The organism is Pseudomonas sp. GM78 (assembly GCF_000282475.1).
In the GTDB taxonomy this organism is placed as follows: domain Bacteria; phylum Pseudomonadota; class Gammaproteobacteria; order Pseudomonadales; family Pseudomonadaceae; genus Aquipseudomonas.
The window spans coordinates 1-22,279 of sequence record NZ_AKJF01000036.1; the positions used below are offsets into that span (position 1 = coordinate 1).

Annotated in this window: 19 protein-coding genes and 2 pseudogenes; 13 read left to right on the top strand and 8 right to left on the bottom strand. The window is 60.7% G+C overall.

The features are described 5' to 3' along the window. Positions 1–122: 122 nt before the first annotated feature. From PMI35_RS27600 to PMI35_RS27590, 3 genes are read left to right on the top strand one after another with little or no spacing between them, the layout of a single operon-like run. Positions 123–782 carry a paraquat-inducible protein A gene (locus tag PMI35_RS27600; RefSeq protein ID WP_008055602.1) on the top strand — a complete coding sequence of 220 codons (660 nt, stop codon included), beginning with the start codon at positions 123–125 and terminating at the stop codon, positions 780–782. Beyond that, the gene (locus PMI35_RS27595) at positions 769–1,392 is read left to right on the top strand and encodes a paraquat-inducible protein A (RefSeq protein WP_008055603.1); all 624 of its coding nucleotides are present in this window, start codon (positions 769–771) and stop codon (positions 1,390–1,392) included. Before PMI35_RS27600 ends, PMI35_RS27595 begins: the two co-directional genes overlap by 14 nt. Then, positions 1,385–3,688, top strand: coding sequence for a PqiB family protein (locus tag PMI35_RS27590; RefSeq protein WP_008055610.1), 2,304 nt, complete (start codon positions 1,385–1,387; stop codon positions 3,686–3,688). Before PMI35_RS27595 ends, PMI35_RS27590 begins: the two co-directional genes overlap by 8 nt. A 188-nt stretch (positions 3,689–3,876) precedes the next feature. On the opposite strand, the gene mksF is transcribed toward PMI35_RS27590, so the two are convergent. The 3 genes from mksF to mksB are packed head-to-tail and all read right to left on the bottom strand — an operon-like array spanning position 3,877 to position 8,679. Then, entirely contained in the window at positions 3,877–6,717 is a 2,841-nt protein-coding gene (gene mksF, locus PMI35_RS27585) for an Mks condensin complex protein MksF (RefSeq protein ID WP_008055612.1), read from the bottom strand. Beyond that, the gene (gene mksE, locus PMI35_RS27580) at positions 6,714–7,412 is read right to left on the bottom strand and encodes an Mks condensin complex protein MksE (protein ID WP_008055613.1); all 699 of its coding nucleotides are present in this window, start codon (positions 7,410–7,412) and stop codon (positions 6,714–6,716) included. Before mksE ends, mksF begins: the two co-directional genes overlap by 4 nt. Then, positions 7,402–8,679: an Mks condensin complex protein MksB gene (mksB, locus tag PMI35_RS27575; protein WP_008055614.1), complete on the bottom strand. Its 1,278-nt coding sequence runs from the start codon at positions 8,677–8,679 to the stop codon at positions 7,402–7,404. Before mksB ends, mksE begins: the two co-directional genes overlap by 11 nt. A gap of 219 nt (positions 8,680–8,898) precedes the next feature. Here mksB and PMI35_RS27570 point away from each other — a divergent pair, with 219 nt between their 5' ends. After that, entirely contained in the window at positions 8,899–9,639 is a 741-nt protein-coding gene (locus tag PMI35_RS27570; protein ID WP_008055615.1) for a hypothetical protein, read from the top strand. Further along, the gene (gene rimI / locus PMI35_RS27565; protein WP_008055616.1) at positions 9,632–10,084 is read left to right on the top strand and encodes a ribosomal protein S18-alanine N-acetyltransferase; all 453 of its coding nucleotides are present in this window, start codon (positions 9,632–9,634) and stop codon (positions 10,082–10,084) included. Before PMI35_RS27570 ends, rimI begins: the two co-directional genes overlap by 8 nt. A gap of 83 nt (positions 10,085–10,167) precedes the next feature. Here the strand turns inward: rimI and PMI35_RS27560 are convergent, their stop codons facing one another. Beyond that, the gene (locus PMI35_RS27560) at positions 10,168–10,572 is read right to left on the bottom strand and encodes a hypothetical protein (RefSeq protein WP_008055618.1); all 405 of its coding nucleotides are present in this window, start codon (positions 10,570–10,572) and stop codon (positions 10,168–10,170) included. A gap of 167 nt (positions 10,573–10,739) precedes the next feature. Between PMI35_RS27560 and can the strand changes: the two genes are divergently transcribed. Beyond that, positions 10,740–11,384: a carbonate dehydratase gene (gene can / locus PMI35_RS27555; RefSeq protein WP_008055619.1), complete on the top strand. Its 645-nt coding sequence runs from the start codon at positions 10,740–10,742 to the stop codon at positions 11,382–11,384. A gap of 83 nt (positions 11,385–11,467) precedes the next feature. Here the strand turns inward: can and PMI35_RS27550 are convergent, their stop codons facing one another. The 3 genes from PMI35_RS27550 to PMI35_RS27540 form a co-directional block, all read right to left on the bottom strand. Further along, positions 11,468–12,655: a hypothetical protein gene (locus PMI35_RS27550; RefSeq protein ID WP_008055620.1), complete on the bottom strand. Its 1,188-nt coding sequence runs from the start codon at positions 12,653–12,655 to the stop codon at positions 11,468–11,470. 152 nt (positions 12,656–12,807) lie between these two features. Beyond that, entirely contained in the window at positions 12,808–13,128 is a 321-nt protein-coding gene (locus PMI35_RS27545) for a hypothetical protein (RefSeq protein WP_008055622.1), read from the bottom strand. Between the two features lie 228 nt (positions 13,129–13,356). After that, positions 13,357–14,775 (bottom strand): short-chain fatty acid transporter, encoded by a 1,419-nt coding sequence (locus tag PMI35_RS27540; protein WP_008055623.1) that lies wholly within the window; start codon positions 14,773–14,775, stop codon positions 13,357–13,359. A 200-nt stretch (positions 14,776–14,975) separates the two neighbouring features. Between PMI35_RS27540 and PMI35_RS27535 the strand changes: the two genes are divergently transcribed. From PMI35_RS27535 to ddlA, 7 genes and pseudogenes are all read left to right on the top strand, one after another. Next, positions 14,976–16,289, top strand: coding sequence for an MFS transporter (locus PMI35_RS27535; protein ID WP_008055625.1), 1,314 nt, complete (start codon positions 14,976–14,978; stop codon positions 16,287–16,289). A gap of 221 nt (positions 16,290–16,510) precedes the next feature. Next, positions 16,511–17,149: pseudogene (locus PMI35_RS35800) on the top strand (PAS domain-containing protein); the annotation flags it as partial. A 153-nt stretch (positions 17,150–17,302) separates the two neighbouring features. Next, positions 17,303–17,737, top strand: a pseudogene (locus PMI35_RS35805) (methyl-accepting chemotaxis protein); the annotation flags it as partial. Positions 17,738–17,963: 226 nt separating this feature from the next. Further along, positions 17,964–18,524 carry a DUF2975 domain-containing protein gene (locus tag PMI35_RS27525; protein WP_008055628.1) on the top strand — a complete coding sequence of 187 codons (561 nt, stop codon included), beginning with the start codon at positions 17,964–17,966 and terminating at the stop codon, positions 18,522–18,524. A 7-nt stretch (positions 18,525–18,531) separates the two neighbouring features. Continuing rightward, a complete protein-coding gene (locus PMI35_RS27520; RefSeq protein ID WP_008055629.1) occupies positions 18,532–18,750 on the top strand; it encodes a helix-turn-helix domain-containing protein in 219 nt (72 codons plus the stop codon). Positions 18,751–18,801: 51 nt separating this feature from the next. Beyond that, a complete protein-coding gene (locus PMI35_RS27515; RefSeq protein ID WP_008055630.1) occupies positions 18,802–19,401 on the top strand; it encodes a flavin reductase family protein in 600 nt (199 codons plus the stop codon). A 45-nt stretch (positions 19,402–19,446) separates the two neighbouring features. Further along, positions 19,447–20,541 carry a D-alanine--D-alanine ligase gene (gene ddlA, locus PMI35_RS27510; RefSeq protein WP_008055631.1) on the top strand — a complete coding sequence of 365 codons (1,095 nt, stop codon included), beginning with the start codon at positions 19,447–19,449 and terminating at the stop codon, positions 20,539–20,541. An 81-nt stretch (positions 20,542–20,622) separates the two neighbouring features. On the opposite strand, the gene ggt is transcribed toward ddlA, so the two are convergent. Continuing rightward, positions 20,623–22,279, bottom strand: a 1,657-nt coding sequence (gene ggt, locus PMI35_RS27505; protein WP_008055632.1) for a gamma-glutamyltransferase, incomplete at its 5' end; no start/stop codon positions are given.

A 22,279-nucleotide genomic window follows, 5' to 3' on the forward strand; every position in this document is an offset into this window, starting at 1 on the left:
TGCAGGTAGGGGTTTTGTCTTTTGCCGAAAGAAAATCACGCTGACTCGTGCACAAATTGGCACAGTTATTTTCGATTCAGGGCACTAGAATAGGCCCAACCTTTTCGGAGTCAGAGCGTTATATGCCAGATCCGGTTGACGCCTCAAGGCTGTCAGAATTACCGCTGAACGATTTGGTGGCATGCCACGAGTGCGACTTGCTGATGCGCAAGCCCAAGCTCGACCATGGCGAGAAAGCCCTGTGCCCGCGATGTGGTTACGAGCTCTATGCCCATCGATACAACGTCGTGCAGCGCAGTCTCGCCCTGGTTATCGCGGCACTGCTGTTGTATATCCCGGCGAACTTTTTACCCATCATGCAACTCAATCTGCTCGGGCAATCGTCGCAAGACACTGTCTGGAGCGGGGTTGTCGGGCTTTTCGATACAGGCATGCAAAGCGTTTCAGTCATTGTGTTCCTGTGCAGCATGGCGATTCCGCTACTCAAGCTGCTCTGCCAACTGGTCGTGTTGCTGAGTATCCGTTTCGACGTCGGACGTAGCTACGGCTTGCTGCTTTATCGTATTTACCACCATTTACGGGACTGGGGGATGCTTGAGGTTTACCTCATGGGCGTACTGGTCGCGATCGTCAAGCTGGCAGATATGGCAGCAATGACCATCGGCCTGGGCCTGGCGTGCTTCATTGGATTGTTGTTGGTTCAGGTCTGGCTGGAGGTTGTGATGTCGCCTCACCAGATCTGGCAGGCTTTATCAGGAGAGGATGCCCATGCGGGCGATTGATGCAGGCATTCTGATTTGCGCCGAATGCCATGAATTGAACAAGCAGGAAGCTGATACCGATGAACAGGTCTGTACTCGCTGCGGTGCGCTGGTGCATGCCCGCAGCCCGAACAGCGTGGCGCGGACCTGGGCGTTGCTGATCACCGCCGCCATTCTTTATATACCGGCCAATGTGTTGCCGATCATGACCGTGAGCTCCCTGGGCAAGGGTGATCCCAGCACAATCATGTCCGGAGTGATTCAACTGGTTCAGCACGGCATGATTCCCATCGCCGCAGTGGTGTTTATCGCCAGCATTGTGGTGCCCACGTTCAAACTGGTGGGTATTGCCTTGCTGCTGTTTTCCGTCCAGCGCCACCAGCCACTCTCGGCCCGCCAGCGCATATGGATGTACCGCTTTATCGAGTTCATCGGCCGCTGGTCGATGCTCGATATCTTTGTGATCGCCATCTTGGTGGCGCTCGTGAATTTTGGTCGGCTTGCCACCATCGAAGCAGACCTGGGCGCCATTGCGTTCGCCAGCGTGGTGATTCTGACGATGCTTGCCGCAGTAACTTTCGATCCCCGACTGATTTGGGATAACACGGAGTCGGACGACGACCATGACTGATTTGCCTACAGCTAAAACCCGACCGGCTTCGAACTGGTCGGCCATCTGGGTGTTGCCCCTGATTGCCTTGATCATTGGTGGCTGGCTTGGCTGGCGCGCCTACAACGAAACCGGTATCGAGGTTCAGGTACGTTTCGAAAGCGGTGAAGGCATCCAGGCCAACAAGACCGAAGTTGTCTACAAAGGCATGCCGGTCGGCAAGGTGAAGGCCCTCAAGCTTGATGATGAAGGCAGCTCCAAAGGTGTGATCGCGACCGTCGAGATGAACAAGGACGTGGAGCAGTACCTGCGCACCAGCACGCGCTTCTGGCTGGTCAAGCCGAGCGTGACGCTGGCCGGCATCACCGGGCTGGAGACGCTGGTCTCGGGTAACTATGTCGCGATCAGCCCCGGTGAGGGCGAGCCTGCCCGCAAGTTCAAGGCCCTGGCCCAGGAGCCTCCGCTGTCGGACGCCCAGCCCGGCCTGCACCTGACGATCAAGGCTGATCGCCTGGGCTCGCTGAACCGTGGCAGCCCGGTGTTCTACAAGCAGATCAAGGTCGGGCAGATCAAAAGCTACGTGCTTTCCGAGGACCAGAGTACGGTCGAACTGAAGGTCTTCATCGAACCGACCTACGCCAAGCTCGTGCGCAAACACACGCGTTTCTGGAACGCCAGCGGCATCAGCATCGATGCCAACCTCTCGGGTGTAAAAGTACGCAGTGAGTCCCTGGCCAGTATTGTTGCCGGCGGTATTGCGTTTGCCACACCTGAAAACCGCAAGGACAGTCCACCGACCGATCCGAGCCTGCCGTTCCGCCTTTATGAGGATTTCGATGCGGCTGCCGCGGGGATCAAGGTCAAGGTCAAGCTGAGTGATTTCGAAGGTTTGCAGGCTGGTCGCACGCCGGTGATGTACAAAGGCATTCAGGTCGGCACCCTCAAGGCGCTCAAGGTCGATCCCGATTTGTCCGGTGCCAGCGCCGAGTTGACCCTGGACCCACTGGCCGAGGACTACCTGGTCGATGGCACCCAGTTCTGGGTGGTCAAGCCATCGATTTCCCTGGCGGGTATCACCGGCCTTGAAGCATTGGTCAAGGGTAACTACATCGCCGTGCGCCCAGGGGACAAAGGCGCCGCGCCGCAACGTGAGTTTGTCGCACGGCCCAAGGCGCCGCCGCTCGATTTGCGTTCACCAGGCCTGCACCTGGTGTTGTTCACCGATACCCTCGGCTCGCTGGATGTGGGCAGCCCGATCCTCTACAAGCAGGTCAAGGTGGGCTCGGTACAGAGCTATCAGTTTTCGCGCAAAAAGAAACAGCTGGTGATTGGCGTCCATATCGAGAAGGAATACGAAGACCTGGTCAACGCTTCTACACGGTTCTGGAATGCCAGTGGCATCACCTTGACGGGTGGGCTGACGGGCGGGATCCAGGTCAAGAGTGAATCGTTGCAAAGCCTGATGGCCGGCGGCATCGCCTTTGAAACACCGGAGGCCAAGGCGCCCTTGCAGAAGCGCATCCCACGTTTCCGCCTGTTCGACAACCATGAGCAAGCCAACCAGAAAGGCGCGATGATCACCATCAAGGTCGACCGTGCCGATGGCCTGCGTACCGGCACACCGATCCGCTATAAGGGGCTGGATGTCGGCAAGATTGAAGACGTGGATCTGAGTGACGATTTACAGTCGGTGCTGCTGACTGCGCGAATCGATGAGGTTCCGGAGCGCATTGCGCGTGTCGGCAGTCAATTCTGGGTGGTCAAGCCCGAGCTGGGGCTGATCAAGACCTCGAACCTGGAAACGTTGGTCACCGGGCAGTACATCGAGGTGGAGCCGGCAGCGAAGAATCTGGGGCCGCAGAAGAATTTCGTGGCGCTGGCCAATCCCCCGGAAACTGCCAAGCAGGAAGCCGGTTTGAGCCTTGTATTGAGCGCTCCTCGCCGTGGTTCGTTGAAGACGGGTGTGCCGGTGACGTATCGCGAAATCACCGTGGGCAAGGTCACGGGCTATGAGTTGGGCCAGACGGCTGATCGTGTGCTGATCCACATTCTGATCGAGCCCAAGTACGCGCCTTTGGTTCGCAGTGGCACGCGCTTCTGGAACACCAGTGGTTTTGACTTTGATGTTGGCCTGTTCAGAGGAGCGACGGTGCGTACCGAATCGCTGGAGACGATGATCCAGGGCGGTGTCGCCTTCGCTACGCCAGACGGTGAACGCATTGGCAGCCCGGCGCGGCCGGAGCAGACATTCCCGCTGTTCGACAAGTTCGAAGAGGAATGGCTGACCTGGGCACCGAAGATTTCGCTCGGCAAGTAACCCCGAACTGATCAGGCGCCAGTAATGACGCCTTCGCGAGCAAGCCCGCTCCCACAATGGATTTATGTACACCGGTCCACTGTAGGAGCGAGCCTGCTCGCGAAGAGGCCCTTAAGAGCGCTGAAAGAACCACAAAAAAGGCCGCAATCCATTGGATCGCGGCCTTTTTATTACCTTCGATTCAAGCCTCAGACCGCATCCAGCTCCGGCTCATCCGCTTCAACATTCACCGTCGCCTTCACCGGCTCATGACGACGAATGTATTTCCAGTCGTCCTCATCGATGTAGATGCCAGCCGGGCCGCTGCCACCTTCCAGGTCGATGGCGACACTGGCGCAAACCTGCGGCTTCACACTGGCCAGGATGGGCACGAAGCCCAGTTGCAGACTGGTCTCCAGCAAAGCCGCCTGGTTTTTCTCGTCGATGTCCGCGGCCTCGTCGAGGTAGTACGGCAAGCGCACGCGCCCGGCCAGGTCGCGGTCCATCAAGTGCAGCAACAAATACATGTTGGTCAGCGCCTTGATGGTCATGGTGGTGCCGTTGGACGCGGCGCCGTCGATGTCGGTGTGGATCACCGGCGATCCGTTGACCTTGGTGATCTCGAACGCCAGTTCGAACAAGTCCTTGAGGCCGAGCTGGTTGTGGTTCGCCGCCACCAGCCGCGCCAGGTATTCCTTGGCCTCTTCGTTCTTGTTGTCCTGCTCGGCGCTCTGGCTGAGGTCGAAGACGGACAGGGTCTCGCCTTCTTCGTACTGACCGGCGCTGTGGATGATCTGGTCGATGTGCTTGAGTGCTTCCTTGTTCGGCGCCAGCACGATGCGGAAGCTTTGCAGGTTGGACACCTGGCGCTTGTTGATCTCGCGGTTGAACAGCGCCAGTTGGTGCTCGAGGCTGTCGTAGTCGCTGCGGATGTTGCGCAGGGTCCGGGCGATGTCTGTCACGGCGGCGCGGCGAGCCTTGCCCAGGGTCAGGGCTTCGTCGGTGCGGTGCGCATAGGCGTTGATCAGCAGTTGCAGGCGACGTTCCATGTCGTCTTCGCTGTCGAACTTGGCCACGCCCTTGAGGCGTACCTGGGCGTACAGCGCCTCGATCTGGCCGTCGGCGCGCAGCAGGCCTTGCCAGCTGTCCTGATAGTCGTTGAGCAGCGGCAGCAGGTTGTCCATGGAATCGTCGACCGGATCCATGAACGGCGTACCGAACGGCAGATCCGCCGGCAACAACTGACGACGGCGCAGGGCGTCGTCGAGGGTACGTTGCTTGGCTTCCATGTCACCGATCTGCCTGCCGACCAGTTGCAGCTTGGCGGACAGTTGCTGGACGCGTTCGGTAAAGGCATCGCTGGAACGCTTCAGTTCGTCCTGGGCGGCTTCCATCTGCGCCAGCTGCTCCAGCTTGTCGCCTTCTTCGGCGCTCAGGGTTTGCGCGCGACGGAATTCTTCCAAGGCTTTCTGCGCATCCAGCACCTGCTGGTACAGCGCTTCGGTCTGGGTCTTGCTCGCGGCGCGGTCGGCCGCCACGGCTTGCTGGGTTTTCAGTTGCTTGAGTTCTTTTTCCAGGCGCTCTTTCTGATCGCGCAGCGCGGCGCGGTCTGCCAGGGCTTGCAAGGCCGGTGGCTCGATGTGCGAGATGTCGATGGACAGTCCTGGCACTTCGAAACGCTCGCCCTTGAAACCGTCGAGGATCAGCTCCACGGATTTCACCCAATCACCGTTGTCGTCGAGGGCAATGCCGTGCTCGCCTAGCGGCAGGCTGAACAGTGCGCTGTTGAACAGGCGCATCAGGCGCTCGACATCTTGCTGCGAGAATTCCTCGCGCAGGCGGGCGTAGCTGTTGTTGTCGGCGTGGTCGAGTTGTTGCTTGACCGACTTCAGGCGTTTTTCCAGGTCGCGCAGGCGTTCTTCCAGGTCCTCGGCACTGAACTGTCGCGACTGCGCCAGGGCACCTGCCAGCTCGTCGTGGGCGTCCTTGGCCGCGAGCAGTTGTTGCTCGAGCACCTTGACGTCATCGACCAGCGCAAAGCGATGCTTGAGCACCGCCAGCTCGCCGAGCCAGCGCTGGATGCCAGTGATTTCCCGCTCCAGGCGCATCAGCTCCTGGGTGCCGCCACGCTGATCGTTCTGCAGGGCGTCCTGCTCGTGGCGATAGTGCTCGGCCTGGATCGTCAGCTCTTCCTTGCGGGCACTGGCGTAGTCCGACCAGGTGCCGAGCAGGGAGTCGAGCAGCGGCGAGATCCGGTGCAGCTTGCCACGCAGGATGTCGCGCTGTTTCACGCCGTTGGCCAGGGCTTCGACCAGCGGGCCGGCGGCCACCAGCGAGTGGTAATCCTGTTCCATGCGCCGCACATCGCGGAAGGCTTCTTCGCACGCGGCGATGTAGTCGACGCTACCGGAGCGCAAGCTGTGCTCGAAGGCATCGAGGAACAGTTGCTTGAGCTTGGCCGCGGTGATTTCACGCATGTGCAGCAGGTTGATGAACAGTGCGCGGAAAGTCTTCAGGCTCTGTTCGCTGGTGGAGCGCAACGGGATCAGTGTCAGGTCCAGCGGGATCGAGGTGTGCCCACCGACCAGCAGGCGCCGCAGTTCATCGGGCTTGAGTTCGTAGGCTTTCAGGCCTTCGCGCTCAAGGTTGCTGAACAGTTCTTTCTGGCGCAGGCAGGTGTCGTTTTTCTGGTAGTGGGCCAGGTCCAGCCGGCCGGCATAGGCAAAGAACTGGTGACCGAAGCCGCCGCCCGGGCCGCGTCCGACCACGCCGATCACGTGGGGGCCATGGGGCAGGTTCACTTCCACCAGGATGTAGCTGGTGTCGGAGGCGAAGTAGAAGCGCCGGGATTGCTCCAGGCTGTACTTGCCGAAGCTCATGTCCGACATGCGCGCCAGAATCGGGAACTGTAGCGCATTGATCGAAGCGGATTTACCGAGGTTGTTCGCGCCATAGACCGACAGCGGCTCTTCCAGCGGGAACAGGCCGAGGCTGTAGCCGGCGGTGTTCAAAAGGGCAAAGCGGCGGATGCCGTAGCGTTCCTTGCTCATGCGTCGAGCTCCTGTTCTTCGGCAATGGCGCGGGCCAGGGCGTCTTCTTCGCTTTCTTCAAACTCCGCCAAGTCGAGCGGGTCGTCGGTCTGCAGCAGTTTTTCGTCGCTGTCTTCGTCGATCAGCACCGGTACCGGCAACGGCAGGACGCTGTGCAGGCTGGCGGCCAGGTCGCGGTCCTGCTGCACCGACAGGCATACATCGAGGAAACGGTGCATCGGCGGCAGGAATCGGTACACGCCGTTTTCTTCGCCGGCGAAGCCGAGCTGGGTCATGCGTCGCATGATTTTTTCTTCCAGCTCATCCTGGGTCTGCACTTCGGCCTGAATGAACAGGTCGCGGTATTTTTCCAGCAGCGATGGCAGTTCATCGCGACCGAGGCTGCCACCGTCGAGCACGGCGATCGGGTCGCGGCCCTGGTCGGCCAGGTGCTCGACGAGAATGAAGGTGAACAGCGCCAGGCGCTGTGCTGTCTTGTTCACCGCCGCAGCCGCCTGGTCCGGCACGAAATAGTAGAAACCACGGGTGTCGCAGACCAGTTCAAACCCCAGGGCCTTGAACAGCGTGCGGTACTGGTCCTGGAAGTTCGACAGCTGCGCATACAGTTCCGGGTCGCGGCGGCTGACGTGGTAGCCCTTGAACAGTTCGCGAAAGATCGGTGCCAGCTGGGACAGTTCGGATAGATCAAGATGCATGTGGGATGCTCGCAGAATTCTCGGTGGCGTCAGGGCCGGCCGAGAGCAGGGCGAAGGAGCGCAGGCTGACCTGGTGCTCGTGTGTGAAGTAGTCGCGGCGTTCCAGGCGTTCGCGCTTGAAGCGTTTTTCCCGGGACAGTCGCGAGAACCAGTACAGCAATTCGTCGGTGGCGCCGTCCGGCTCCTGCTCCAGCAGCCAGGTCATCAGGTCCGGCATCGGCAGGGCGTCTTCGCAGCGTTCGAGCATTTCCCGAACCGTGCGTGGCGCACGCGGGGCTTCGCCTTTCTGGGTCTTGTGGGCCTTGGGGAAGCGCGCCGGTTTCGGCTCGAAACGGGCCAAGGCGTAAACGTAGGCCTCGACCTGGCTGGCACTGCCGAGGAAGGTACTTTGCGGGCGTGTGAACAATGGCATCGCCGCGTGCGGCACGGCGTCGATGCCTTTTCGCCGAATGGCGGCCAGGGCCAGTGCCGCGCCTCGGGTGACGGCGTTGTGGCGACGTGCCTCTTCACGTAGCGGCAGGAGGAGTTCGCGCGCGTGACGCAGGGTCAACTGGGCACTGGTCTGCATTTCGAGGATGCGCGCGTGGGTGCGCAGCAGCATGTCGTCATCGACCAGATGGCCGAGGCGTTGCTGCTCGGAGAGCATCTTCAGCAGCACGGTTTCGACCTTGCGCACGCCTTGCTCGAAGGCGCCGTCGGCGTTCACCAGATCAATCATCGGCTCGACGTATTCGTCCCAGGTCGCCAGTACCTCGGCGTAACGCTGGCGCAGCGGAATCTGTCGGTCGCTGGTTTTCGCCCTTTCGGCGACTGCCACCAGTGCCTGTTCGTCGTTATCAAGCTTTTTCAGTACATCGCGAACCCGCATGTCGAGCAGGCGCAGTTGGCGGGCCAGGTCATTGCCGTCGCGGATGTCGAAGGCGTCCTGGATGTAGCCGGCCAGACGCTCGAGATGGCGCAGGTAGGCTTCGATTTCCAGGCACAGGCCCAAACGGTGTTCACGGCGCAGGTAGGCGAGGAAGTCGTGAATTTGCGCGTTGAGCTCGAAACGGTTCGGGCTTTTCGCCACCGGAACCAGAATATCGAGGCGAATCCACACGTCCAGCAGGCTGGTGATGTCCTGCGGCGTACTGTCGAGTTGCTGGGCGGCCAGTTGCGTGCGCAGTTCGTTGAGGCTCAGGGTGCCTTGGTCGAAATGCTCACACAGTGGCTCCAGAAGTGCCCAGTGTTCAGCGAGGGCGCGCAAGACGCGCTTGGGTTCGATCATCGGAATGGCCGGCTGGTTGGCGATTAAAAGCCGCGATTGTACTGCATCAGGCGCGATGCGATTCACTCTCGGGACGGGCTGTTGCTTTTTCTATCAGTGAAGTTATCGATCAACAGCGCGCGATCTTCAGCTAAGGGCGGTAGAATCTGCGCACTTTAGTTATCCACAAGTGGCCGACCTTTGCTTATCGAGTCCCGTCGTCGCGCTTATTTGAACGCCATGCAGGTGGTCAACTGGCTGCCGCGCACCGAATTGCCCTTTGCCGCCCCGTCGCGGCCCGAGCTGCTGGAGCCCCCCGAGGCGCTGGTCGAGGCTCCCGTGGCGCCTGTGCCGGTGGTCGAGGCGCCCGTTACGCCTGCGGTGAAACCGGCCGAGCGGGTGAAGGTCGAGGTGCCACGGCCATCGCTGGCGAGTACGCGCACCGGTGCAAAACCTGCAGTCGAGGAGGCGCCGGTTGTCGCCAGGGTCGCAGCGGTGCCGCCGCCGCGCTTTGCCCTGCAACTGCTGCGAGCCGGCCGCTGCCTGCTACTGGTGGAGTTACCCACAGGCGAATCCTTCCAGGCCCGCGACCCCGCTTATCTGCTACTCAAGGACATGCTGCGCGCCGCCGGTCTGCCGGACAGCCCGCAGATCGTCGGCGAGCCGGTACGTTGGCCGCTGCTGGTGCGTGGGACGATGGACCAGGGCCCGGAGGCGGCCCGTGACTTTGTGCAAGGTTTCCTCTCGGTGCGCATGGAAGAAGCGCCATGCGCCTGCCTTTGGCTGATCGGCCTGCCTGCGGTGCGGTTTGCCGGTGAGGCGGATGCCGAGGCGTTCAACCGCGAACTGCAGATCGAAGGTCTGGGCTCGGCGTGGGCGGTACCGGGCCTGGAATTGTTAATGGAAGAGCCACAGCGCAAGGCCGCCGTGTGGCAAGCCATGCGTCGGCTGATGGCGCGCTGGAAAGAATCGAATGAGTGACGCTGTATCGTTCCGCCCGATGACCGAGGCGGACCTGGAAACTGTTCTGAAGATCGAATACGCGGCCTACAGCCATCCCTGGACCCGCGGGATTTTTCTCGATGGACTGGGCAAGTATCAGATCTGGCTGATGTTCGAAGGTCAGCAGCAGGTGGGCCATGGGGTGGTGCAGATCATTCTTGACGAGGCGCATCTGCTCAACATCACCGTCAAGCCAGAGAACCAGGGCCGAGGCTTGGGTTTGACCTTGCTGGAGCATTTGATGTCGATCGCCTACAAGGCTGACGCCCGGGAGTGTTTTCTGGAGGTGCGCGACAGCAACGCGGCAGCGTTCAAGTTGTATGAGCGCTATGGTTTCAACGAGATCGGGCGTCGGCGGGATTACTACCCGGCGGTGGGTGGACGCGAAGATGCGGTGGTCATGGCCTGTACTCTGGTGGATTGAACATCAGAAGCATCGCGAGCAGGCTCACTCCTACACTGTGGGAGCGAGCCTGCTCGCGATGGCAATATTACAGACACTGAAGATCAACGCTTTCTATCCAGCGGATCGCGCTGCGCCAGCTCCGCCTCGTCCAGCCCATTGCCCCCACCAATGTCGTCCTCATCGACAATGCTCAAGTCCCAATCGGCCGGATCACCTTCGCCCTCTTCCCCGGCATCCCGGGCACCGTCTTCTCGGATGAGCGTTTCCGGACTCATGTCATCATCGGTGGATTCATGGTCGTCGGTCGATGCGCCCGTCATGCCGGCTTCACGCACGCGTTCTTCGGGCATCAGTTGCTTGCGTTCCTTTCGCGGCAATTCATCGCCGATTTTTGCGCTGGGTTCTTCCGTGTCGAAGTCCAGCTCATGCATCGAACCCATGCGATCTTCGTTATCATCGACGGGTTCCGGTTGCACCGCATCGTAGGGACGTCGTGAATCAGTCATGGCATTTCCTCATACTGTTAGGCTTATAGGGTGGACATACTCGGTTGCAGAGAATTCCACCGGCATGGAGCGCCATGAACAGGCAGCAGCGGGCATTTGCATAACGCGCGTGACCCCGACGGACGGTTGTCTGTCAAAGCAGCGCACCATTATCGAGGCTTCATTGCATGAACGAGTTACAAGATCTGATTGATAACAACGAGCGCTGGGCCGACGCGATCACAAAAGAAGATCCTGACTTCTTCGCCAAGCTGGCTCGTCAACAAACGCCGGAGTACCTGTGGATCGGCTGTTCCGATGCGCGGGTGCCGGCCAACGAGATCGTCGGCATGCTGCCGGGCGATCTGTTCGTGCACCGCAACGTGGCCAACGTCGTGCTGCACACCGACCTCAATTGCCTGTCGGTGATCCAGTACGCGGTCGACGTGCTCAAGGTCAAACACATCCTCGTGACCGGTCACTATGGTTGTGGCGGCGTGCGCGCCTCGATGCAGGATCGCCAGTTCGGCCTGATCGACGGTTGGCTGCGTTCGATTCGCGACCTTTACTACGAGAAGCGCGAGGAGCTCGCCAAACTGGCCACCGAAGAGGAGCAGGTCGACCGCCTCTGCGAACTCAATGTGATTCAACAAGTGGCCAACGTCGCCCATACCAGCATTGTGCAAAATGCCTGGCACCGCGGGCAGAACCTGTCGATTCACGGTTGCATCTACGGCATCAAGGACGGTCGCTGGAAAAGCCTGAACACCACCATCAGTGGTTTCGAGCAATTGCCGCCGCAGTACCGACTGCGTCCGGTCGAGAAGTTGTAAGCCTTCGTCGCAGAGGCTTTGCCGACGCCAGTGTTACAAGAACATTTGGTCGTCGGCACCTTCCGTTAGTTGACAATCCAGCGCTATAGCGCAGGAGCCGGTATCGCCGGGGCTGGCGCTGGCACCTTGAGCAATTTGAGCTGGGCCTTGATCGATGCCGTCGCACATTTGCCCGCGGCTTGTCCGGGCGTCAGCTTGCGTATCGAGGTGTAGAAAAGCGCACAGGTTTTATCGGCCTGGGCCACTTGCCAGGTCTGGGTGCAGCTTTTCAGCTCGATATCGGGATTGGTGTCCGTTTCGCGGCCCATGGCGGCCTGCCAGCACGCGGCACTCAAATCCTGGCCCATGACTTTCAGCCCCGCGATATCGGCCTGGGCCTGGGCATCTTTGCCGGTGTAGCTGGCCGGATCGGCGGCGTACCAGATGTAGCTGGGGTGATTGGCGCCCAATAACGGTACTTTCACCCCGTCGACCGGACTGATCGTCACCAGGCTCAACACGTTCACGGTTGGCCCGTATTGCTGCTTGACCCAGTTGCGCACCGGCGCACCGAAGGCAACCGTTGGCAAGGCCGCGCCGCTGGAATGCACGGTGACCTGCTTGACCATGCTGGTCTGGTAGTCCTTGAAGTAGTCGTAGACGCCTTCCAGGTCTTTCCCGGCGTTTGACGGCGCGGCAATCGGGGCGATATCGATGATGGTCTGGTAGCCCGGTATCTGCTCGGGCGGGACGCCATTGGCGGTCAGCAGCGTGGCCCAGCGATCCGTGGTCGCCGATTTGAGGTAATCCTGGGCCTGTGTCAGTGAATAATCCGGTGGGAAGTGCAGCAGTTCAACGCTTCTGCGGTTTTCCAGAGCCATGCCCAGTGGCAGGAAAAAATGCCAGCTATAGGCCCACTTGCCGTCGGCATTCAGTTTGCTGGCACCGCTGTAGGCCAGGTCGCCGGCGTCAAGCAGTGCTGCCAGGGGCTTTTCATAGCTTCTGGGCACACCCGTGATTTCGGCATGGAGTTGATGGTTATCGGTTTTGACCAGAACCTTGGCATCACTGTAGCCATCGCGCTGCACGCTTTGCGTCAGGTAGTGCTCCACGGTCTGCTCCAGCGTCCAGTTGCGAAAGCAGATCACGTTGCAGTTGTTGGGGTAGGCGAACAAACGACTGACGCGTTCGGTGCTGCCCAGCTTCAGCGCGATATCGGCGTGGGCAGCGGTGCTCAGGCTGAGGGCACCGAGTGTGAGGGCCGCGAAGGTGAGGCCTGCGAGTCTTAACATGCTCAGATCCTTTTCAGCGTGGTCGCGATACCAAGATGCACGTCATACTGGATCAACACAATGATGCAGAAAAGTAGGCCTCAAGCACTTTTTTTTCGAAGCGTGCGACTCAGCCCGCAATCAACGTTTGCCGGTAGCGTGGGGTCAGTCGATCACAAAAGACGCAGGGCCAACTGGCTGCCGGCGCGCAAGTATTCAACCTGTGCGGTAACCGCATCCTTGACGATAGCCTCACCGGTATCGCTCAGCCTGGCTTTTTTGGCATCGAGGACGGCGCTCTGCAATAACTGCATGGCGACATCCATCGCTTTCTGAAAGGCCGTCACGTTGTTGTGCTGGCCAAACTCGCCGACAACGGCGTCCATGCGGCGATCGGCATCGTCCCGCAGGGCCCTGTACTCAACCACCGAGACGTTGCCGTCCTGGTAAATTTCATTGATCAACTCTTCCAGTGTCTTGGATATCGGTGTCATCGGATCTTCCTTGGGTTTTTGGTGATTGATACTCCGGGACAGGTTAATTCAAGGAGGCTGGCTGCAAGAGTCAGCACTTGCCTTCGTATTGAGTGGGACAACGCTGCGCGTTTTGTAAGAAGGGATCTTTCAGTCTGTCGGTTTGGTTCGACTTCACTTCTCCCTGGTCCCACCCGCTGATGGGGGACCAGGAAGAAAAGCGCGCAGGATTGACTTGCTATAACCGTTTTATGGCATCACCGGTGGGGTATACGACAGCGTCGTCCCCAGCGCCCACAGCAACAGCAGCACCAGCGGTGTGTGCACCAGCAACTGCACGAACGAGAAGCCGATCAGGTCCCGCGCCTTCAAGCCGAGCACACCCAGCAGCGGCAGCATGTAGAAGGGGTTGATCAGGTTGGGCAGGGCTTCGGCGGCGTTGTAGATCTGCACCGCCCAGCCCAGGTGGTAGTTCAGGTCGTTCGCCACTTGCATCACGTACGGCGCTTCGATGATCCACTTGCCGCCGCCGGACGGAATGAAGAAGCCGAGGATCGCCGAGTACACGCCCATCAGCAGGGCATAGGTGTCGTGGGAGGCAATGCTGACGAAGAAGGTCGAGATGTGGTGGGCCAGGGTCTGCGCATCGGCGCCCTTGACCGTGGTCATCAGCGCGGCGATCGAACCGTACAGCGGGAACTGGATCAGCACGCCGGTGGTGGTCGGCACCGCACGGGCCACCGCGTCGAGGAAGCTGCGCGGGCGCCAGTGCAGCAGGGCTCCGAGCATGATGAACAGGAAGTTGTAGGTGTTCAGGCCGGAAATCGCGCTGATCGCCGGTTTGGTGGAAAACTCATGGAACAGCCACCCAGCCGCCAGCAGCACCAACAGGATGGTCAGCAGCGGGCTGTGTTCCAGCCATTCGCCGGGACGGGTGCGCGGCTGCAGCGGCGGCAGATTGAAACTCGGGTCGACGCCACAGGCCTCGGCGTCTCGCGCCGTGTTCGGGCCGGGGGCGGTGGCGTAGGCGATGATCAGCGAGATGACGATCAAGGCCAGCAACATGACGCCCGATTGCCAGAGGAAGATCGTCTGGGTGAAAGGAATCACCCCGGTAATCGACAGGATCGACGGCGGCAGGCTGGCCGGGTTGGCCTGCAACTGCGCAGCAGACGAAGACAGGCCCAGGGCCCACACCGCGCCCAACCCCAGGTACGCGGCCGCACCCGCGGCGCGGTAGTCCATCTTCAGGTCCGTGCGGCGGGCCAGCGCACGTACCAGCAGACCGCCGAACACCAGGGACAAACCCCAGTTGAGCAGCGACGCGACCATGGAGATCAGCGCCACCCAGGCCACCGCGGAGCGTCCGTTTTTCGGCAGCTTGGCCAGACGGTCGATCAGCTTCACCGCCGGTGGCGAACTGGCGACTACATAGCCGCCGATCACCACGAACGCCATTTGCATGGTGAACGGGATCAGGCTCCAGAAACCGTCGCCAAAGGCCATGGCCGCGTCAGTCGGCTTGGCGCCCATGGCGATGGTGGCCACGGCGACGATGATCACCGCCAGGGCGGCAAACACCCAGGAGTCAGGGAACCAGCGTTCGGCAAAACTTGAACAGCGCAGGGCAAAGCGGGCAGAGCGGGTATCTTCGATATCAGCGGCCACGGGACTACCTCGAATTTTTATGTTTGTTGTGGTCTTCGGGGCAGCACAGGCCCCTCTGGACAGACGGCAACCTTAATTCAAGCGAGTGTTTTTTGCGGCGCTGTTTTGCGGCTATGGGACTTTGGTCTAACGGGTTGTCCGCCGGCGCGTTTGCGTAGACCATGGGCGCCTTGGTTTTTGCCTGTGCCAGAGTTCTTTTCATGACTGCCAATACCGATCCACGCCCGCAACCGTTCAGCCGTGCGGACTACAAGACCCTGGGGCTCGCGGCCCTCGGCGGCGCGCTGGAAATCTACGATTTCATCATCTTCGTATTTTTCGCCCTGACTTTGAGCCAGCTGTTCTTCCCGCCGGAAATGCCTGAATGGCTGCGTCTGCTGCAAAGCTTCGGCATCTTCGTCACCGGGTACCTGGCGCGGCCCCTGGGCGGGATCCTGATGGCGCATTTCGCCGACAGCCTGGGCCGCAAGAAGGTGTTCAGCCTGAGCATCCTGATGATGGCGCTGCCGTGCCTGCTGATCGGGATCATGCCGACCTACGCACAGATCGGTTATTTCGCGCCGCTGCTGCTGTTGGCCCTGCGCGTCCTCCAGGGTGCGGCGGTGGGTGGCGAGGTGCCGAGCGCCTGGGTATTCGTGGCCGAGCACGCGCCGGTCGGCCATCGCGGCTACGCCCTGGGCTTCCTGCAGGCGGGGCTGACCTTCGGTTATTTGCTCGGCGCCCTGACGGCAACGTTCCTGGCGCAGGCTTTCACCCCGGCTGAAATCCTTGATTACGCCTGGCGATATCCTTTCCTGCTGGGTGGGGTGTTCGGCGTGATTGGCGTCTGGCTACGACGCTGGCTCAGCGAAACCCCGGTGTTCATGGCCATGCAGGTCCGGCGCGAGGCGGCTGTCGAGTTGCCGTTGCGAGCGGTCCTGCGCGAACATCGCCTGGCCCTGCTGCCGGCGATGATCCTCACCTGCGTGCTGACGTCGGCGGTGGTGGTGTTCGTGGTCATCACCCCGACCATGATGCAGAAAACCTTCGGCATGACCGCCAGCCACACCTTCGCCCTGAGTGCACTGGGTATCGTGTTCCTGAACATCGGCTGCGTGCTCGCCGGTTTGCTGGTGGACCGCATCGGCGCCTGGCGCACCGTGATGTTCTATAGCCTGCTGCTGCCACTGGGCATCGGCGTGCTCTACACCTGCCTGATCAGCAGCGGCAACTGGGTCGGCCTGGCTTACGCGGTGGCCGGGCTGAGTTGCGGTGTGGTGGGCGCGGTGCCGTCGGTGATGGTCAGCCTGTTCCCGGCGCGGATTCGCGTCTCGGGTATTTCCTTCACCTACAACATTGCCTACGCCGCCTGGGCGAGTATCACGCCTTTGCTGTTGATCGGTCTGATGCCCTGGAGCCCATGGATCTGCGTGATCTTCAGCGCAGTGATGGGGGCGGTAGGCGTGGGCAGTGCGGCGTTTTTCGGCCCACGGATGCCGGGAATCGCCAGCTGCCCGGCCGCCGGTACGGCGTGATAGGCAGGGGGTGACTGGCGCGGTGTCATTATATTTGTAGGACAATCCTCAAGCGCTCTTCAGAAAACCCCTGCAAGGCCGATGGCTAGGCTGCAAGTCGCTTTCTATCCCAGCCCATCGGTGCATCCCCCATGTTCAATAAACGCTTGAAGCAGGAGCTGTCGGCTCTTCGCGAAGAACTCTCCAGCCTGCAGCAAGTCAAGGAAAGCCTGGAAAGCGAGATGCTGGTGCTGACCCTCGAAATTGATGGGCGGGTACAGTCGGTCAACCAGAACTTCCTCAGCGAGATGCACTACAAGAGCAATGAGCTGATTGGCCGGCATATCGAAGAGATTGTTCCGGATCATGTAAAAAATGACCCATTCCAGCTGCGTTTCAAGACCGCACTGAGCCGTGGCGAACACTTTGCCGGTGCCGTGCGCCTGTTGCGTGGCACTGGTCAGGAAGCCTGGTTGCGTTCGATCGTGCAGCCCGTGCGCTCGGCAGACGGCCGGATCAAGCATTTTTCGATTTTCTCCAGCGACCTGACCCGCACCATCGAGGCCTCCCGCGAGCACGAAAACCTGATCGGTGCGCTGGGGCGCTCGACGGCGGTGATCGAGTTCGACCTCAACGGCAACGTACTGTCAGCCAACGATCGCTTTCTCAGTGGCATGGGCTACAGCCTGGCGCAGATCAAGGGCAAACATCACCGCACTTTTTGCTTTCCCGAGGACTGCAACAGTGCCGAATACCAGGCCTTCTGGCGTCGCCTGAACGCCGGCGAGTTCGTGGCCGACCGTTTCAAACGCATCGACAGCCATGGTCGTACGGTCTGGCTGGAGGCTTCCTACAACCCGGTAACCGATGCCAACAACAAGCTCTACAAGGTGGTGAAATTCGCCACGGTGATCACCGATCAGGTCAACCAGGAGCAGGCGGTGGCTGAAGCGGCCAACATTGCCTACGGCACCTCGCAGCAAACCGATCAAAGCGCCCAGCGCGGCAACGCCGTGGTGACGCAGGCGGTGGATGTGATGCGTGACCTGGCCAAGCACATGCAAACCGCTGGCGATGGCATCGAAGCCTTGAATGAGCAATCGCTGGTGATCGGCACCATCGTCAAGACCATCAGCGGGATTGCCGAACAAACCAACCTGCTGGCGCTCAACGCGGCCATCGAAGCGGCCCGTGCCGGTGAGCAGGGGCGAGGCTTTGCCGTGGTGGCGGACGAGGTTCGGCAACTGGCCTCGCGCACCAGCCAGGCCACCGACGAGATCGTCCTCGTGGTGCGGCAAAACCAGGACATGGCGCGTAACGCCGTGGCCCTGATGGCCGATGGCAAGCTCCAGGCGGAACAGGGGCTGGCGCTGGCGGCGGAAGCGGGTTCGGTGATCGTCGAGATCCAGGATGGCGCGCAGAAAGTGGTGAATGCGGTGGGGCAGTTTGCCAATCAGCTCTCGACTTGAGTCAGCGCTGCGTTCTCCTCATGTAGGAGCATCGCTCCTACAGGTTGTTGGCCTTGATCTGACCTGGGGTCTTCCTCCCCTTACAACCAGCTTTTCTGCCGGGAAGCCAATATCCATGAACTGTTCGCCTGGATGATTTATTAATATTATGCAATAATTAATTGCTGTAATACGATAATTTTATCTTTAGTCTCTGCCTCACATTCATTGTTTATGAGGCGTCACCATGATCCCTACCAACCTTGCGCGTTTCAGCCAGCGAATGGCGACCATTACCCTTGGATTGATCGTCGTTATGCTGCTGCTCAATGCGGCCCTGTGGTGCTTTCCTTCTTTGGCTTCGCCACAAGGATTGGGGTTGGGGTTCGCGCTGACGGATCGGCAGCTCTCGGATAGGACCGACGTGGTGGCACTGTTTCCCTGGTGGCAAACATTGGGAGGCTTGCTGTTGTCGAGTGTGCCGTTGTTGGCATTGACAGTCGGCCTTGGACATTTGCGTCGGCTGTTCCAGCGCTATGCCAGCGGTGAATACTTTTCCATTGACGCAGCGTTATGCCTGGGCAAGGTCGGGAAGGCGGTCGCTCTGTGGGTATTGCTCGATTTTGTGTGTGAACCGCTGCTCAGTCTCTGGGTTACGATGAATGAGCCGCAAGGTGAGCGACTGTTTACCATCAGCCTCACGGCTGCGACTTTTGTGGCGCTGTTCATGGCTGCGTGTATTGCGATAATCGCGCGAATCCTACGGGAAGCCAGCGCAGTGAACTCTGAAAACCAAACCTTCGTTTGAGATCGTTATGTCAATTGTCATCCAGCTGGATGTGATGCTTGCATTGCGCAAAGTTAAATCCAAAGACCTTGCAGCAGCCATCGGAATTACCGAGGCGAACCTTTCCTTGCTCAAACAAGGCAAGGTAAAGGGCATACGGCTGGCCACCCTGGACGCTATTTGCCAATATCTGAATTGTCAGCCCGGCGACCTGCTGGCCCATGTTTCTACCGTCGAGAAACATTAAGCAGGGGGTTATCCCGTTACAATCGGTGCTTCTTCCAAGGAGCAGACATCCATGAGCGTTTCCCATCGCCGTCCGGTCCCGTTGTCCAAGGCTTATCGCCTGCTCAACCACGGGCCGACCGTGCTGGTCAGCGCGGCCCATGGCGGACAGCGCAATATCATGGCGGCAGCCTGGGCGATGCCGCTGGATTTCGAACCGCCAAAAATTGCAGTGGTTCTGGACAAGTCCATCTGGACCCGAAAGCTGCTGGAGGCCTCGGCGACCTTCGTGTTGAACGTCCCTTGTGCAGCCCAGGCCGATATCGTGCAGACCGTTGGCTCGACCTCCGGCCTGGAATTGACCAGGGACCAGGGGCGCGACAAATTCCAGGTCTATGGCTTGCCGACCTTCGACGCTGAGTTGATTGATGCACCGATGCTCGAGGGTTGTGTCGCCTGGCTGGAATGTCGACTGTTGCCGGAGCCCGATAATCACCAGCAATACGATCTGTTCCTGGCTGAAGTGATTGCCGCCCAGGCCGACGAGCGCGTGTTCAGTGACGGCCGCTGGCACTTCGAGGGACAGGACGCGTTGCGTACCTTGCACCACGTCGCGGGCGGGCACTTCCTGACCATCGGCGAGCCGCTGGACGGCAAGACCCTGCAGTCGTAACGTGGCGGCTACCCGGTTGCAAGCCATCCACAATGAGGTCAGGCAATGAGTAAACTGCGTGTTGGCGTTATTTTTGGGGGCCGCTCGGCCGAGCACGAGGTGTCGCTGCAGTCGGCAAAAAACATTGTCGATGCACTGGATCGTTCGCGCTTCGAGCCGGTGCTGATCGGCATCGACAAGCAAGGCCACTGGCACCTCAACGATCCCTCGAACTTCCTGCTGAACCAGGAAAACCCGGCCCTGATCGCGCTCAATCAATCCAATCGCGAATTGGCTGTGGTTCCGGGCAAGGCCCGCCAGCAATTGGTGGAGACCGCCGGTCCCGAATTGCTGGGCCACGTCGACGTGATCTTCCCGATCGTCCACGGCACCCTGGGCGAAGACGGTTGCCTGCAGGGCTTGCTGCGCATGGCCGACTTGCCGTTCGTCGGTTCCGATGTGCTGGGTTCGGCGGTCTGCATGGACAAGGACATCAGCAAGCGTCTATTGCGTGATGCCGGCCTGGCCGTCACGCCGTTCGTCACCCTGACCCGCGCCAGCGCCGCGCGCACAGGCTTCGCCGAGGTCTGCGGCAAGCTCGGCCTGCCGCTGTTCGTCAAACCGGCCAACCAGGGTTCTTCCGTCGGTGTGAGCAAGGTGGCCGACGAAGCCGAATATGCGGCGGCAGTCGAGCTGGCATTGAGCTTCGATGAAAAAGTGCTGATCGAGTCGGCGGTCAAGGGGCGCGAGATTGAGTGCGCGGTGCTCGGCAACGAAGACGCCATCGCCAGCGGTTGTGGCGAGATCGTGGTGCACAGTGGCTTCTATTCCTACGACAGTAAGTACATCGATGACAAAGCTGCTGAAGTGGTGGTGCCGGCCAATATCAGCGTCGAAGCCAGCGAGCGTATTCGTGCCATGGCGGTCGAGGCGTTCCAGGTGCTGGGCTGCTCCGGGCTGGCGCGGGTCGATGTATTTTTGACCGAGAGCGGCGAAGTCCTGATCAACGAAATCAATTCGCTACCGGGGTTCACCCGCATCAGCATGTACCCGAAACTGTGGCAGGCAGCGGGCATGACATACAGTGAACTGGTCACGCGGCTGATTGACTTGGCACTGGCGAAACACCAGGCTCGACAGGCGTTGAAGATCAGTCGTTGAGCGGGCACGGGTTCGTTGCCTGAGAGTTCATCGACAGGGCCTGCCAGCGGCCAGGCAGGCCCCTTTACGCGGTTAGGCGACTCAATCCCCCAAGGCTTCCCCTTCACGCCTGGGATCGGCCCCACCGGCCAGCGACGCCTTCCCCTGTGCATCCTTGACCCGGACAATCGCCTGGGTGCCGCTGGTCATGTCGATTTCGTTGACGCTGTGACCCTTGTCCTTGAGTGCCTGAATCAGCGCGGGGCTGAACTGGCCGTTCTCCAGTTCGGTCGGGCCGTTGCGGCTGCCGAAGTTGGGCAGGTTGATGGCTGTTTGTGCATCGAGGTTCCAGTCGAGCAGGCCGACGGTGGTTTTGGCCACGTATTCGATGATTTGCGAGCCGCCGGGAGAGCCGAGGCTGGCGATGAATTCGCCGCTCTGGCGGTCGAAGATCAGCGTCGGGGCCATGGACGAGCGCGGGCGCTTGCCGGGTTCGACGCGGTTGGCGACTTTCTGGCCGTTCTCCTCGGGAATGAACGAGAAATCGGTCATCTCGTTGTTGAGAAGGAAGCCCTGGACCATCACATGCGAGCCGAAAGCGGATTCGATGGTGGTGGTCATGGACACTGCGCCGCCCTGGTCATCGACCGCCACCACTTGCGAGGTGGAGATGCGCAGAGGGGAGCGGTCTGGCGCGTAGGCGACCTGGATGCCCGGCGGTGTGCCGGGCTTGGCCGTGCCCATGCTGTGCTCGCCGATCAGTGTCGCCCGGCTGGCCAGGTAAGCCGGGTCAATCAGGCCCTTGACGGGCACTGGCACGAAGTCCGAGTCGGCTACGTACTGCGCGCGATCGGCATAGGCCAGGCGCTCGGCCTCGCTGATCAGGTGCACGGCCTCGGCGGTCGGTTCGAAGCCGGCGGGCGTGTTGGTTTTCAGCGGTTGCATCGGTGCCAGGACCCAGCGCTTGTCGCGTGTCTCCAGGGCTTGCAGCGTGCCGAGGATCTGCGCCATGGCGATCCCGCCCGACGACGGTGGCGGCATGCCGCAGACCTGCCAGCGCTTGTAGTCGGTGCACAAGGGCGCACGTTCCTTGGCGCTATAGTTGGCCAGGTCGCTCAGCGACAGGCTGCCCGGGTTGGCGTGACCCTGGACCTTGGCCACGATCTCTTGCGCAATGGGCCCTTTGTACAAGGCATCCGGCCCTTCCCTCGCGATGCGTTGCAGCGCGGCGGCCAAGGGGGGATTTTTCAACAGGGTACCGCTGGCTTTCGGGCTGCCATCGGCATTCAGGAAATAGGCGGTCATCTCCGCAGAGCGCCTTATGGACGAGTCCGCGGCGATCAGCCGATGCAGGCGCGGCGAGATGACAAAACCTTGCTGCGCCAGTTCGATGGCAGGTTCGAACAGCTGCGCCCATGGCAGGCGACCGTGTTTGCGATGGGCCAGTTCAAGGGCTCGCAACACCCCCGGCGTGCCCACCGAGCGCCCGCCGATCTGGGCCTGGGGGAAGGGCATCGGTTGACCGTCGGCCTGCAGGAACAGCTTCTCGGTGGCACCGGCCGGGGCGGTTTCGCGCCCGTCGTACGTGCGCACGGCCTGGCCATCCCAGAGCACGATCAACGCACCGCCACCGATGCCCGAGGACTGCGGCTCGACCAGCGTCAGCACCGCCTGCATGGCAATGGCGGCATCGATGGCCGAGCCACCGCGACGCAGCATCTCCCGTCCGGCTTCGGCTGCCAGTGGGTTGGCGGCTGCC

Bases quoted from the DNA above. Each gene is read 5' to 3' on its own strand.
- rimI (WP_008055616.1), top strand. From the start codon at position 9,632: ATGAGTGACGCTGTATCGTTCCGCCCGATGACCGAGGCGGACCTGGAA.
- PMI35_RS27570 (WP_008055615.1), top strand. From the start codon at position 8,899: ATGCAGGTGGTCAACTGGCTGCCGCGCACCGAATTGCCCTTTGCCGCC.
- PMI35_RS27525 (WP_008055628.1), top strand. From the start codon at position 17,964: ATGATCCCTACCAACCTTGCGCGTTTCAGCCAGCGAATGGCGACCATT.
- PMI35_RS27595 (WP_008055603.1), top strand. From the start codon at position 769: ATGCGGGCGATTGATGCAGGCATTCTGATTTGCGCCGAATGCCATGAA.
- PMI35_RS27515 (WP_008055630.1), top strand. From the start codon at position 18,802: ATGAGCGTTTCCCATCGCCGTCCGGTCCCGTTGTCCAAGGCTTATCGC.
- PMI35_RS27535 (WP_008055625.1), top strand. From the start codon at position 14,976: ATGACTGCCAATACCGATCCACGCCCGCAACCGTTCAGCCGTGCGGAC.
- mksE (WP_008055613.1), bottom strand. From the start codon at position 7,412: ATGCATCTTGATCTATCCGAACTGTCCCAGCTGGCACCGATCTTTCGC.
- PMI35_RS27550 (WP_008055620.1), bottom strand. From the start codon at position 12,655: ATGTTAAGACTCGCAGGCCTCACCTTCGCGGCCCTCACACTCGGTGCC.
- PMI35_RS27600 (WP_008055602.1), top strand. From the start codon at position 123: ATGCCAGATCCGGTTGACGCCTCAAGGCTGTCAGAATTACCGCTGAAC.
- PMI35_RS27545 (WP_008055622.1), bottom strand. From the start codon at position 13,128: ATGACACCGATATCCAAGACACTGGAAGAGTTGATCAATGAAATTTAC.
- mksB (WP_008055614.1), bottom strand. From the start codon at position 8,679: ATGATCGAACCCAAGCGCGTCTTGCGCGCCCTCGCTGAACACTGGGCA.
- PMI35_RS27560 (WP_008055618.1), bottom strand. From the start codon at position 10,572: ATGACTGATTCACGACGTCCCTACGATGCGGTGCAACCGGAACCCGTC.
- PMI35_RS27520 (WP_008055629.1), top strand. From the start codon at position 18,532: ATGTCAATTGTCATCCAGCTGGATGTGATGCTTGCATTGCGCAAAGTT.
- ddlA (WP_008055631.1), top strand. From the start codon at position 19,447: ATGAGTAAACTGCGTGTTGGCGTTATTTTTGGGGGCCGCTCGGCCGAG.
- mksF (WP_008055612.1), bottom strand. From the start codon at position 6,717: ATGAGCAAGGAACGCTACGGCATCCGCCGCTTTGCCCTTTTGAACACC.
- can (WP_008055619.1), top strand. From the start codon at position 10,740: ATGAACGAGTTACAAGATCTGATTGATAACAACGAGCGCTGGGCCGAC.
- PMI35_RS27590 (WP_008055610.1), top strand. From the start codon at position 1,385: ATGACTGATTTGCCTACAGCTAAAACCCGACCGGCTTCGAACTGGTCG.